12 protein-coding genes are annotated in these 12,792 nt (G+C 49.4%); 10 read left to right on the top strand and 2 right to left on the bottom strand.

Annotated features, from left to right (window positions below):
* Window positions 1–34 precede the first annotated feature (34 nt).
* The 10 genes from BLR09_RS19885 to BLR09_RS19930 all read left to right on the top strand — a co-directional run bounded on the left by BLR09_RS19885 (window position 35) and on the right by BLR09_RS19930 (window position 9,989).
* Window positions 35–1,447 carry an oligosaccharide flippase family protein gene (locus BLR09_RS19885; protein WP_093207126.1) on the top strand — a complete coding sequence of 471 codons (1,413 nt, stop codon included), beginning with the start codon at window positions 35–37 and terminating at the stop codon, window positions 1,445–1,447.
* A gap of 12 nt (window positions 1,448–1,459) precedes the next feature.
* Window positions 1,460–2,020 carry an acyltransferase gene (locus BLR09_RS19890; RefSeq protein WP_093207128.1) on the top strand — a complete coding sequence of 187 codons (561 nt, stop codon included), beginning with the start codon at window positions 1,460–1,462 and terminating at the stop codon, window positions 2,018–2,020.
* Window positions 2,021–2,136: 116 nt separating this feature from the next.
* Entirely contained in the window at window positions 2,137–3,276 is a 1,140-nt protein-coding gene (locus BLR09_RS19895) for a polysaccharide pyruvyl transferase family protein (RefSeq protein ID WP_093207131.1), read from the top strand.
* A 164-nt stretch (window positions 3,277–3,440) separates the two neighbouring features.
* The gene (locus BLR09_RS19900; protein WP_245689963.1) at window positions 3,441–3,851 is read left to right on the top strand and encodes an acyltransferase; all 411 of its coding nucleotides are present in this window, start codon (window positions 3,441–3,443) and stop codon (window positions 3,849–3,851) included.
* 20 nt (window positions 3,852–3,871) lie between these two features.
* On the top strand, window positions 3,872–4,981 hold the full coding sequence (locus BLR09_RS19905) for a glycosyltransferase family 4 protein (protein ID WP_176785622.1): 1,110 nt from the start codon (window positions 3,872–3,874) through the stop codon (window positions 4,979–4,981).
* A 68-nt stretch (window positions 4,982–5,049) separates the two neighbouring features.
* A complete protein-coding gene (locus BLR09_RS19910; RefSeq protein WP_143011166.1) occupies window positions 5,050–6,507 on the top strand; it encodes a hypothetical protein in 1,458 nt (485 codons plus the stop codon).
* Window positions 6,508–6,990, top strand: coding sequence for a serine acetyltransferase (locus BLR09_RS19915; protein ID WP_093207139.1), 483 nt, complete (start codon window positions 6,508–6,510; stop codon window positions 6,988–6,990). It begins immediately after the preceding gene.
* Between the two features lie 9 nt (window positions 6,991–6,999).
* Window positions 7,000–8,073 (top strand): glycosyltransferase family 4 protein, encoded by a 1,074-nt coding sequence (locus BLR09_RS19920; protein ID WP_093207141.1) that lies wholly within the window; start codon window positions 7,000–7,002, stop codon window positions 8,071–8,073.
* A 13-nt stretch (window positions 8,074–8,086) separates the two neighbouring features.
* A complete protein-coding gene (locus tag BLR09_RS19925) occupies window positions 8,087–8,836 on the top strand; it encodes a WecB/TagA/CpsF family glycosyltransferase (RefSeq protein ID WP_093207144.1) in 750 nt (249 codons plus the stop codon).
* 49 nt (window positions 8,837–8,885) lie between these two features.
* Window positions 8,886–9,989 carry a glycoside hydrolase family 26 protein gene (locus BLR09_RS19930; RefSeq protein ID WP_093207146.1) on the top strand — a complete coding sequence of 368 codons (1,104 nt, stop codon included), beginning with the start codon at window positions 8,886–8,888 and terminating at the stop codon, window positions 9,987–9,989.
* Window position 9,990: 1 nt separating this feature from the next.
* Here the strand turns inward: BLR09_RS19930 and BLR09_RS19935 are convergent, their stop codons facing one another.
* On the bottom strand, window positions 9,991–11,475 hold the full coding sequence (locus BLR09_RS19935; protein ID WP_093207149.1) for a capsule assembly Wzi family protein: 1,485 nt from the start codon (window positions 11,473–11,475) through the stop codon (window positions 9,991–9,993).
* Between the two features lie 101 nt (window positions 11,476–11,576).
* Window positions 11,577–12,650, bottom strand: coding sequence for a mannose-1-phosphate guanylyltransferase (locus tag BLR09_RS19940; protein ID WP_093207151.1), 1,074 nt, complete (start codon window positions 12,648–12,650; stop codon window positions 11,577–11,579).
* Window positions 12,651–12,792: the final 142 nt, after the last annotated feature.

The following is a 12,792-nucleotide window of genomic DNA, read 5'->3' on the forward strand; positions in this document are numbered from 1 at the left end:
CGTCTTTTTGTTCGATTAGCAACTTACTATTACGATGGACCAAAGCAAAGTCCTTTTGAAGAGTACCTTGGTTTATACTATAGGTAATATAGGTTCCAAGATTATTACGTTTTGCTTACTTCCTGTTTTTACATTCTATTTAAATAAGTCAGACTTAGGGAAGTATGACCTGATGCTGAATACCATCAGCCTGCTGGTTCCCTTCGTTAACTTGCAGATTTCGGACGCCGTTTACCGATGGCTCATCGAATCCAAAGGAGATGAGGAAATCAAAAAGAAAGCGATAACCAATGGTTTGGTTGTTGTGACGGTATCGACGCTGTTATTCATCGGACTGTTCTGGATTGTGAACCAGTTTGTTCACTTTGAGTTTTCAGTCTACTTTATTTTTATTCTGGTTGTATCCTGCTATTTCCCGTTTCTCCAACAGTTAATCAGAGGACTAGGAAAGGGGAATTTGTACTCCCTGGTAGGTATTATCAATGCATTGCTGATTGCGTTCGTTAATGCGTTCTTTCTCATTTTCGTAAAGAATGGCGTCTCGGGACTTTTTATCGCGTTGATACTTGCCAATGCGGTGTCGATCGGGTTTATCGTGTATTCGCTCAAGCTGAACAGGTTTGTTTCACTCGATCTGTTTGACCTCGGAGAAGCAAAAAAGATGCTGAGTTATTCATGGCCGCTGATACCAAACATGATCAGCTGGTGGCTTATCAGTACGATCGACCGGTATATTATCCTCTATTTTCTGAATACAGACGCCAACGGTATTTATGCCGTTTCGACGAGATTTCCGGCGATTATCACGGTTATCAATTCGGTTTTTCTCCTGGCCTGGCAGGATCATGCAGTCGTAAATGAGTCGAAGACGGATTTCGTCAGCAACACGTTCCGGAAGTATATCATTTTCGAATTCTCGCTGATCTTTTTGTTGATTGCCGGATCCAGATTCATGGTGGAGTACTTTATCGATGCCCGCTACCTGGAATCCTGGCAGTACATGCCGTTCCTTTACCTCGGTGTCGCATTTTCATCATTCGCCGCATATGTCGGAGTAGGCTATCAGAAAGAGAGAAAGACCGTGGGGATATTCGTGACAACGCTGGTTGGTACGGTAGTCAACATTATTATCAGCTCGGTGTTGATCAACTACATCGGTTTGTTTGGCCCGGGAATCGGCGTATTTGTCAGCTTCTTCCTGGTATACCTGATCCGATTGAAGGAGACAAAATCCTTTTTTCCGGTACATGTCGATAACGTATTGTTTTTCTCCCTGCTGTTTACTGCGTTTTTGATCATGGGGCTTTCGTTCCTGGACAACAAGCTGTTTAATGTGCTGGCTGTCGTAATAGCCGTCGGATTGTCTCTATACCTTAACAGAGAGTTGATCCGCAAAATAGTTCTGAAAGGGAAGGTCATGCTGAAGAGCAAGGTTAACTACAATTAAAGAATAAACTTCATGATTCATAAAATCATCCAGAAGCTCATTGATTGGTGGGAAGTCAGTGAATCGAAGAGCTTGAAGAAGGAGTTGATTTTTTGCGGAAAAAGCGTTGTGCTGGACAAGCGGGTTAAGATAGCTTTTCCGGACAAATGCGTGATTGAAGAATTTGTTTACATAGGCCCTGACGCCGTTATTCATGCTCTTGGCGGCGTGAAAATCAAGCGGGGAGCAGTGATTGGCCCCCGGTTGAAAGTTCATTCCGTGAACCATACATTCCGGAATGCGACGAGTATTCCGTATGATGAAACGTTCGATAGAAGAGAGGTCGTCATTGGAGAAAATGTATGGCTTGGCAGCGATGTCATTCTGCTTCCGGGAGCGCGGATCGGCGAAGGATGTATCATCGGAGCCGGGAGTGTTGTTTCCGGAGAAGTACCGCCGATGTCGATCGCAGTGGGAAATCCGGTCAAAGTTATCAAACAGCGCGACACGGAACACTACGCAAAGCTGAAAGCAGAGGATCGGATATACATGAAACTCAAGCTTAGCAAAGAAATCAAACAGGTATTTGACTGATCACGGGCCGTAAAACGAATCACAGAGGTCAGAATCTCAACAGTCAAATTCGCCAACAGACTAACCCGGACAGGGTGGTTGGTAACAGATGCTTTTCACTTATTAATCGGTTGACAATGAATATCTTGGTCAGGGGTGCTTATGGGGAGTCGAATTTTGGAGATGACGCATTAATGTGTGTCCTGGAAAGCTTTTTTATTCGGAACGGGCTGACGTCTCAGCTGACGTTCACGTCGACGATTGACGCCGAATACTGCAACTCATTGCTTTCTGCTTCCACGTATGTCAATCTGGTGGACGTACGGATGCAGGAAGTCGATCTTCTCGTCTATGGCGGAGGAACGCAGTTCTTTACTTTCGGCAAAAAGGAATCCAAATTAGCGAGAGCGGTGTCGCGTATCCGGAGCATGGAGTACAAAGACATTCTCAAGAAAATCGCTAATAAGCTTAACGCAGGTTCCGGTTTCAAAAGCGAGAAAGCTGCGGTAGGAATTGGCCTCGGACCGTTCAAGTTCAGCGATGAGCGCCTGGATGGTTACAAGGCGCTGGCGCGTGAGTTTGACTTCATGGCGGTACGTGATGAAGTTTCTTATGGTTACTGCCAGGATTGGGGTGTAGAAAATGCGCTGCTTGGCGCGGATATCTGTTTTTCGGATTACCTGGATCTGTCAACTATTAATCTGAAGGCTCCCGCAAGAGCGAAGAAAAAGATCGGCGTCATTGTCCGTGACTGGATTCACGAAAAGGAAGGAAGCATGTACTATACGCCGCTGATGAATGTTGTCGACGCGCAGCATGATCAGTATGAGTTTGTGTATATCGTTTTTGCTCCTGACCGCGATCCGGAATGGATGAAGCAGCTGCAGAAAGTAAAACAGGAGGTCGTAGTCTGGACACCGGAAAAGGATACAATCGAGAACTTTACGCAGTTTATGGCAGGGTTTGACGGGTTCATTACCGCCCGGTATCATGGTGCTGTTTTTGCGTCTCTTTTGAACAAGCCGACGATTTGTGTAGAGATCGAACCGAAGCTGAAAATTCTTACCCAGCAGGTTCCGGAGTTTCTTTTGTGGAATAAGCCGTTCGGAGAAAAAGAACTGGCCCAAAGCCTGTCTTATTTCGAAAAGGAAAATTTTGATTGCCAGCTTTCGGTCGGAAAGCTGAGAGATAAATCGAATTACATGTTCCGGGAGTTTCTCGCCTACATCGGGAAACTGGAGGAAAAAGTAAGCAGCCCGAAAGCCCTCGCCAAATGAAATTGCTGAAATACTTCAAACTGAGGTACTTCAAACTGTACTTCCAGTGGATGTCGCTGTATGTCTACAATGTTTTTCTAAATAAGATCCCCTTTAACTTTATCCGAATGCCACTGGTAAGGTGCTTTATGAAAGTTGGGAAGGATTCTTATGTGAGTTATAACGTGAAAATTCTGAATTCGGAGCAGGGTCGGGACCAGATTACAATCGGGAATAATTGTATGATCAATCCGGATTGCCTGCTCGATGGCCGCCACGGAAAGCTGATCCTTGGAAATAACGTAGATATAGCCCGTGGAACCTGGATTTTTACGCTGGAGCACGATCCGCATGATGACTATCACGGTATAAAAAAAGGCGACGTTATCATCGAAGACCATGTATGGGTTGCGTCCCGTGTGATTATTCTACCGGGAGTTACTATCGGGCGCGGAGCAGTTATCGCAAGTGGTGCTATTGTTACGAAAGACGTTCCCGCGATGAGTATTGCGGGAGGTATTCCGGCGAAGGTAATCGGTACCCGAAAATCGAATCTGAAGTACACGATCAATTATAAGCCCTTGTTCTATACTTAGGAGAAGCCAGTATGCAACGGATGAAATTATATTACTTGTCGACAGCTTCCTTTTCCCAGGTAGACGTTGGGGTATTGGACCTGCTCGCAGGTAAATGTGACATCCACTACAGCGTTGTTATCCAGAACAAGAATACCAATTTCACATCTGAAGAACTTCAGGATTACTGTGCACGAAACGGTGTAGCTTATCAGGCATTTTTGTTGAAATACCGCTTCCGTGACATCCGGATTGCTTCGATTTTTTACAGTATCATTCGGGATATCCGGGAGAAGAATCCGGATGTTATTTACATCGCATCCTTTGATCATCCCATTTTTGCCTTGCTATCCGGATTGCTGGATCGAAAAAAAGTGATTATCGGACTGCATGATGTTGAGTACCACAGCAATTTCCCGAATGCCAAAATGCTGGGAATTGGCCGAAAGATCGTTATGTCTCTTTTTCAGACATTTCAGGTTTTTTCCAAATCCCAGGAACGGCTGTTCAGACGCCTCTACCCATCAAAAAAAGTCTACGCTATTCCATTGCCATTGAGTGATTACGGGGATGGCCAGCGGACCGCAGCGCGCGATGGAGGTGTCCGGTTCCTGTTTTTCGGGAATATTCTTCCTTACAAAGGACTGGATGTATTGCTGAATGCAGTTAACGGACTGAGTAAAACCCGTCGGGATTTTACGCTGACTATTGCCGGACGTTGCGACGACTGGTCGGCACAATATGAACCCATGATAGGAGATGATAGCGTCATTGAAAAGAAAATAGGCTTTATCGGAAATGATGAAGTTGCGCCACTTTTTTCGGGTACAGATTACCTCGTTTTACCGTATCGGGATGCAACACAGAGCGGGCCTTTGATGATTTCCTATAACTATGGCGTTCCTGTAATTGCCAGCCGGATTGACTCTTTTGTCGACCAGGTCGAAGAAGGTATTTCCGGCTATCTGTTTGAACCGGAAAGCCCGGGGGATCTGCAGAGGATACTGGAACGTGTTCTGACGGATCATGGTGACCGGTACCTGAAACTTTCGGAGACGACCCGAAAGTTTGTGTCGGATACATATTCGAGGGAGCGGATTGCTTCCCGGTACCTTTCGATGTTTAACGAGATTTCGAAAAGGAAATCGTAACACTGAACGACATGAACGGGTATAATATTTTTTATTTTAAGCCGATGTTTTTCCTGCGGGATTTGTTCATGCATCTCCTGCTGTCATTGGTTATTTTCGTTCTTCCGGATGATAAGGTTCTGCTTCCGGTTATCGTCTTCCTGACGTTGTTTTACGCATACAACCGGAATATTGCCAATGTGCTGATTGTAGGAATTTATGCTCTGTATACATCCAGCGAACTGGTATATTATGGATATAGTCTCTCCCTGCTGGGCCTGCTGCTGACCGGTAAAAGTTTATTCCGGGCGACCCCTCCGTTGCTGAAACCCTTCTTTTACCTGCTGATCTACCTGATGGCGTCCTATGTCATTCAGATTTTCTTCGAGGGGAGCTGGTTTTCTTTTCCGTTCTTTATTCTGACATTTATATCTCCGGGGTTTATCGCTTTCTATGTTTTCCGGAATCCGTTGACATACGGGGATTTGGAGAAGGTTTTCCGGAATATGCTGGCGTTGAGCTTTGCGCAGGCTATCATTGCTTTTTTTCTTCAGGCCGTTCCTAAGGGAATCGGGGCAATTCTGGCTACTCCGACCTATGGAGACATGATTACGGGAACAACCAGCACGGCACCGTCACTCGCTATTTTGCTGTTTTTCTCGATCCTGCCGTATATCATGAATTTCACGCGAACATTTAAGATGGATGTTCGGTCATTGATCTTCGTGTCTATTTGCGTTTTTTATATCTTCCTGATTTACCTGAACGACTCAAAAACCGAGCTTTACGCGATCATCATTTCCTTCAGCGTAATTTCGGCACTGCGGTATGTATCCGGGAAGAATGTCATCGCGAAAGTCTTTCTGCTGGTTGCCGGAATTCTGGTCTTCGTTTCATCTTTGAGCTTCCTCAACGAGAAATTTCTCTCGATTTCCAAGGATTACGATGACTACATCACGGGGAAATACAACGCGAAGTTTCTCTATTTTGTCAGCTCTCTTGACCCGGATACGCGTCCGTTATATCAGTACGTATTTGGTAGTGGACCGGGGACGAATGGAAGCCGGGCGGCGAATGCGCTGGCATACGACGTACTCTTTAAGCGGGATAACGCTGTAACCCTTCCGTCTTTCGTTCCGGCGAAGTCCAATACGTTTACAAAGAAGTACCTGAGTAAGTATTTCGATGATGAGTATGCAAAGGATAGTGGCGGACGGAGTGCGATTCTCGGAAACCCTTTTAACTCGATGTGCGCCTTATTTATTGAGTTTGGTGTAGTTGGGTATATCCTGTATCTCCTCATTATAGGCCGGATTTTTCTCAAGCTTACGCACGTCAGAGGGTTCCTGGCGCTGGCATGCTGCATGCTTATCGGTACTAACTTTATTACTGCCTTTATTGATCAGACGCTGGAACGTGTAGTAACCATGCACCTGCAGTTTTTCCTGATGGCGCTGGCGCTGAAAGAGCTGTATTATCCCGAATCTTTTTTGATTGTAAACCGGAAGGCGGGCCCGCTTATGCCCGTACTGACAACCACCAATTAGATGTTTATTTTTCAGGATTGGCCGGCAAATGCCGGCAATTCCAAGGGGAGAATATTCGCCTTTTTCTTTCGTCTTGCGGCGCTGTCCTGCCGGGGTAAACTGCTCTCGGTTCTTTGTATCCCTTTCCGGATTTTTTACAAAGTATTCTTCGAATGGATCGTTGGGGCCGAAATTCCCTTCAACGCCCGAATCGGAAAAGGATTGAAAGTATACCACCTCCAGGCGATCGTAATTAATAAAGACGTGGTAATCGGTGAGAACTGTATTCTCCGGCAATCGACAACCATTGGCAACCGCCGGGATAACGGCGGATGTCCGGTGATCGGAAACAACGTCAACATAGGCGCTCACGTCTGCATTCTTGGCGAGATTACCATCGGAGACAATGTACAGATCGGCGCCGGATCGATGGTACTCAGCAATATTCCCCCGAACTCGGTGGTGGTCGGAAACCCCGCCCGGATTCTGAAACAAACCGTATAGTCTTTCGCCATGCGTATTGCCATTACTTCCCAAAACCTGGACCCGAAAGTGGTCGTCAGCGGTATCTCAACGGTAGTCGCGACGATTGTTGATCTCAGCAAGAACAACCTCCTACTCTATGAGATGGGATACCGGGATGGAGACGGAAAAAAGGGATTTGGCTGGTTTGTCAAGCAGGCACGTTTTCTGGTCGATTTTCCGTTGTTTCTTGTCCGCGGTAAGGTTCAGCTCGTTCACCTGAACGTCCCTTTTGACGCGATGGGAATTATCCGTGAATATGCAGCCATGCTGATGTCGAAAATGCTTGGCCGAAAGGTTTTGCTGCATATCCACGGCGGGAAATACCTGATGCTGCCACCGAAAGGAAAGGTAATCCGTTTTCTGATTCACCGGATTCTGAATGACGCAGATAAAGTGCTGGTTCTGAGTGAGCTGGAGAAGAAGGTGCTGGTGGAAAATTATTCTTTCGATAAGGCTGAAGTACTGCTCAACGCCATCAATGCTTCCTACTACAAATTCCGCCCGAAACAGCTGGCTGAGGACGAAAAAATTACGCTTCTCTACCTCGCCCGGATCAACGAAAGCAAGGGAGTGGAAGATGTCATGGAAGCGGTAAAACAGCTTTACCCTGAAGCTCCTTTCCGCCTGATTGCCTGTGGATCAGGCCCGCTTGAAAAGGAGTTTGTGGCGGCTTGTAAAGACGTCATGGGGAGCGATTTTGATTTCCGTGGCGTCGTCTCCGGAGATGAAAAACTGAAGGCGATTTACGAGGCAGATTTGTTTATTCTGCCTTCCCGTCACAGCGAAGGATTGCCCATGTCGCTTCTCGAAACCATGTCAGCGGGACTGGTTCCGGTCGTTACCGATGAAGCGTCGATGAAATACGTTGTGACGGACAAGGTAAACGGTATCCGGGTGAAGAAATACGACGGAGCCGATATCGCCGAAAAACTGCGGAATCTGTTCCGGAACCGGCAGCAGATTCCTGTACTTGCCGCCCAGGCACGGGAAACCATCGTGCAGAAATACGACACTACTTCTTTCGTTAACCGCCTCGATTCCATTTACGAAACCGTCGCCTAGTATCCCGCCCTGTATGGAAAAGAACCGTATCCTGAATATCGATATTTGCTCGGTATCCCTGGACGATCTGCTGAAGACCCTGAAAAAGGGAGTGGTCGTAACGCCGAACGTCGATCACCTCGTCAAACTACAGAGAGACCCTGAGTTTTACGAGGCCTATTCGCAGGCGGAGTGGGTCATCTGCGACAGCAATATTCTCAACCTGAGCTCGCGGCTGTTTCTCGGCACTTCTTTCAAGGAAGTGATTCCCGGTTCTTCTTTTCTTCCCGCTTATTACACGTATCACAAAGACAATGAAGCGGTAAAAATTTTCCTGCTCGGAGCCGCTGAAGGCGTGGCCGCAGAAGCCATGAAGCGTATCAATGCGAAAACGGGGAGAGAAATCGTTGTAGGAGCCATGTCACCTTCCTTCGGGTTCGAAAAGAAGGATGAAGAATGCGCCCGCATCATCGAAACCGTTAACCGCAGCGGAGCCAATGTTCTGGTGATTGGCGTAGGTGCTCCGAAGCAGGAAAAATGGTTGCTGAAGTACAAAAGCCAGTTGCCTGGTATAGATATTTTCATGGCGTTGGGAGCGACGATCGATTTCGAGGCCGGTAATATCAAACGGGCTCCGGAATGGATTCAACGCCTTCATATTGAGTGGCTGTACCGGATTGCTCAGGAGCCCGAAAGGCTCTGGAGAAGGTACCTTATTGATGACCCTGCCTTCTTCATTATGATTCTTAAACAGCGGTTCCGGCTCTACCGGAATCCTTTCTGAGAAGTTCCGGCCCCACACTTGATGAAAACGATTCAGACGTTACGAGACTATGTGGAAATTCATCATGCTGGCGGGGATGCTGCTATCGCTTCCCGCTTTTTCGCAACGCCCCTCGGATCCGGCGGCTACCGCGGAGACGCGAAATCTGTATATCAACCTGATTCGCTCTTCTAAAACAGGCGTATTGTTCGGCCACCAGGACGATCTGGTGACCGGCTACAGGGGAAAGAAGGAAGACGGGCGATCGGATATTTACGATCTCGTAGGTGAGTACCCGGCCGTCTTTGGCTGGGAACTCGGTAAAATTGAGGTGGATACCGTGCAGAACGTTGACAAAGTCCGTTTCAGCAAGATCGCCTACTACGTCCGGAAAGCCTATTCAATGGGTGGTATCAATACCTTCGTGTGGCATTGCAATAATCCCGTTTTGCCGGACGAAGGGGTCAAAACCACCAAAATAGACTCGACAATCAAGCGCCTTTTCGCCGATCCGGTAGCACTTGAACGCTACCGTGGCTGGCTTGACCGCGTAGCCAATTACCTGGGCTCGCTCCGGGGGCCGAAAGGCGAGCAGATTCCCATTATCTTCCGGCCGTTTCATGAACATACCGGTGAATGGTTCTGGTGGGGCCAGACCCACTGTACCGCCGACGAGTTTATCCGTCTCTGGCGGTTTACCGTCGACTACCTCCGGGATACCAAAAACCTGCATAATCTGCTCTACGCATACAGCCCGGATATGTTCGCGACGAAAGAGGGATATCTTCGCCGCTACCCGGGAGACGCCTACGTCGATATTCTCGGCTTTGACTATTACGACAAAGCCTCCAACCATCCCGGCGGAACTGCCTTTGTGGACGAAGCCCGGCGAAGAATCGGTATCATCCGCGGAATAGGGCAGGAGAAAGGAAAGCCCTGGGCATTAACGGAAGCCGGCCTGTACTTCGTTTCCGTATCAGACTGGTGGACCAATACCCTGAACCCCATAATCAAGGACTCCGGTCTATCCTACGTGCTTATCTGGCGGAATAGTGATACAACCAGCTACTGGGGTGTTTACCCGGGGCAGAAAAGCGCCGACGATTTCCAGCGCATGTACCGCAACAAGGACATGCTTTTCCGGAATCCGTCGAAGAATTTCTACAAACGTTAGCTTAGAAGAGTTTGCGAACCCGCAGCATACCTGCCGCCGCCGGCACGAGCCAGTCGCCGCTGTCGAGCGCAAATCCGGGGGAGAACTGAAGACCCGGTACCTTGCGCACGGGAATCGTCGCTTCGACGAGACCGGAAAACTGATGTGTGACAATGACGGGGTACGGACGCATCGGCCGGCCATAGTTCCAGCTCTGGGATAACAGCATTTTGACCGTCGCGCCTGAACGGAATGCGCCAAGCAGGCCGATATGAATCACCTGTACCCGGTTATTATTGATCATGACCGGGCTCTTAAAACCACCCTTAAGTTTGGCCCAGCGGGGATCTGCGTCCATCCAGCGGGTGAAAAAAGGTGTCCCGATGACGCGCTTTTCGTGTGTCCAGCCATCCAGGTACTGATAATTGACGAAGTAATCGTCTGCCCCTTTCGGCGGAAGCGCTCCGCTTTGGTTCAGCGTCGTCAGAAACTCAGCCGTCACCTGACGAAGCGCGAAAGCCCCTCCGGATGGAGCGCGGTTCTGCCATCGGACGCCATACAAGCCGTCCGGCAGGTTCCCCATCACAACGCCTGACATGTCTTCCCAGGGATGCTGTATGTAGAAAAGCAGGTTCGATTTCTTCATGAGGACTTCCAGCGCCACGTCAATCGACCCGAGGTGGTTTCCGGACCGGTTAAGCGTATCGAATGTGGTGAACTTGCCGGAAGAATTTCCGTCAACCTTGCTGGGCCAGAGCGCCTTGACGAAGGCGTCCCACGACGAAGGCAGATGGCCGTTATCCGCGTATATTTTCCCCAGATAAGCCGAGTAGCCGCCCCATTGTGCATAGTGCGACATACCGCCGTAAAAGCGGACTTTCCAGTTTGGTTTCCCGATGCGTACGTACAAGGCCTTTGCATGAAGAAAGACGTTCTGCATCGAATCGGAATTCGCGAACCAGCCGTGGCTGAAAAACGCGTTGACAGCAATCAGATCATGTGTAAACTTCAGGGGAGCATAGTCCCTCGTCCCGAGCCGGATCTGCGTGATCGGAACCGCATTCCCGGACCAGGCATATGACCCGGTGCTCATCAATGTGTCCGTTATCCCGTTGATTTCCTTTCTCCGTCCGATCGAAAGTTCCCCGTGCCCCAGCCGGATGGCTGCATACGCCTGCGGCAGAACCACGCGGGAATTCCGACTGATATTACCCGTTACTTCTACCCCCGCTTTCACATATACCCGCCGGGGATTATCCGGATTGCCCCATAGCCCGGAGGCGGCCGCTGTGACCAGCCCCGCCGGTGATTCCAGCGGAACAGTCCCGAACTGATTGGCCCGAAACCAGAAAGGCATGCGGTTGCCGCTGCCTCCGAATCCTCCCGCCTCAAGCTTGAAATGAATGCCCGGCCGGCTCAATGTGTCCAGCGCCGGATTGGTCAGCTGGCCGTATGACAGCGCCGGCAGCATGGGAATCAAAAGCGAAAGAAGCGTTTTCAGTTTCATGTGGTTTGGAAGACAGATTCCGGGAATCCAGAAAAAACAGGGAATAACACAACGAAAAACAAAGAGCGCTTCTTTCCGGAGAAAGAAGCGCTCTGACTGAACTAGACGAACTCTACGCCCCGCTGCGCGGCAAGAGCGACGTAGTTCTTTACTTTTTGTTCTTTGTCTTTCGGACAGACAAGCAGTACGTTATCAAACTCGGCGACGATGAAGTCGTGCAGGCCTTCGACCACGACGAGACGCTCTTTCGGCGTTTTGATGATGCAGCCGGTTGTATCCTGGGTGACAATATGGCCGTCTACGACATTGCCGTCGGCATCCTGCTCGGATACTTCATACAAGGATTTCCAGGTACCCAGGTCCGACCAGCCGATGTCGCTCAGTACCACGTGGACATTGGGCGCTTTTTCCATGATACCGTTGTCGATGGAAATATTCTCGCACAGCGGGTAAAGATCCAGCAGGGCGCCGGCTTCCGCGTCGGAATAGAACTGATCGAACTCGCCGAACGCATCGTGCAGAGCAGGAAGATGGGCCTCAAATGCCTGGCGGATCGCGCGGGCATTCCAGACGAAAATGCCGGCATTCCAGACATAATCTCCGCTTTCGAGGAAAGCCTGAGCCAGTTCCAGGTGCGGTTTTTCCCGGAATTCCTTCACCTTCTTGACTTCACCGATACCGACGCCGTTGAACTGGATATAACCATAGCCGGTATCCGGGCGGGTAGGCGTGATGCCGAGCGTCACCAGAATATCATTCCGCTCGGTTTCCGTAAGGGCAACTTTCAGCCGGTTGGTGAATTCCTGTTCCTTGAGAATCAGGTGGTCGGCGGGGGTCACGACGATGTTGGCTTCCGGGTCGCGGGCAGCGATCTTGTAGCTCGCATAGGCGATACACGGAGCGGTATTGCGCCGGGCCGGTTCCAGGAGAATCTGGTGGTCCGACAGCATCGGAAGCTGCTCTTTCGTCAGCTGGTAATATTCCTGGCTGGTGACGATGTAGACGTTTTCCGGCGGGCAGATTTCCCGCATCCGGTCGAAAGTCATCTGCAGCATCGTCCGTCCGATGCCGAGTACGTCATGAAATTGCTTGGGGTACGTCTGACGGCTGAAAGGCCAGAAGCGGGTGCCGACTCCACCCGCCATGATGACGACGTAGGTATGCTGGAAATTCATAGAGTAAGGGTGGGGAATGCAGGGCGATGCATGACCCCGGTTTGGCGGTTTTTGATAAGGTGAAAAAGATCACCGGGAACATGGGTTCCGGGGAAGAGACAGACTATGCTGACCGTAAAAGAGATGCGTGCAGGGTTCGCGG

Source organism: Siphonobacter aquaeclarae, from assembly GCF_900103285.1.
GTDB lineage: Bacteria > Bacteroidota > Bacteroidia > Cytophagales > Spirosomataceae > Siphonobacter > Siphonobacter aquaeclarae.

Excerpts from the sequence above, each read along its gene's own strand:
- BLR09_RS19885 (WP_093207126.1), top strand. The coding sequence starts at position 35 with ATGGACCAAAGCAAAGTCCTTTTGAAGAGTACCTTGGTTTATACTATA.
- BLR09_RS19890 (WP_093207128.1), top strand. The coding sequence starts at position 1,460 with ATGATTCATAAAATCATCCAGAAGCTCATTGATTGGTGGGAAGTCAGT.
- BLR09_RS19895 (WP_093207131.1), top strand. The coding sequence starts at position 2,137 with ATGAATATCTTGGTCAGGGGTGCTTATGGGGAGTCGAATTTTGGAGAT.
- BLR09_RS19905 (WP_176785622.1), top strand. The coding sequence starts at position 3,872 with ATGAAATTATATTACTTGTCGACAGCTTCCTTTTCCCAGGTAGACGTT.
- BLR09_RS19910 (WP_143011166.1), top strand. The coding sequence starts at position 5,050 with ATGCATCTCCTGCTGTCATTGGTTATTTTCGTTCTTCCGGATGATAAG.
- BLR09_RS19915 (WP_093207139.1), top strand. The coding sequence starts at position 6,508 with ATGTTTATTTTTCAGGATTGGCCGGCAAATGCCGGCAATTCCAAGGGG.
- BLR09_RS19920 (WP_093207141.1), top strand. The coding sequence starts at position 7,000 with ATGCGTATTGCCATTACTTCCCAAAACCTGGACCCGAAAGTGGTCGTC.
- BLR09_RS19925 (WP_093207144.1), top strand. The coding sequence starts at position 8,087 with ATGGAAAAGAACCGTATCCTGAATATCGATATTTGCTCGGTATCCCTG.
- BLR09_RS19930 (WP_093207146.1), top strand. The coding sequence starts at position 8,886 with ATGTGGAAATTCATCATGCTGGCGGGGATGCTGCTATCGCTTCCCGCT.
- BLR09_RS19935 (WP_093207149.1), bottom strand. The coding sequence starts at position 11,475 with ATGAAACTGAAAACGCTTCTTTCGCTTTTGATTCCCATGCTGCCGGCG.
- BLR09_RS19940 (WP_093207151.1), bottom strand. The coding sequence starts at position 12,650 with ATGAATTTCCAGCATACCTACGTCGTCATCATGGCGGGTGGAGTCGGC.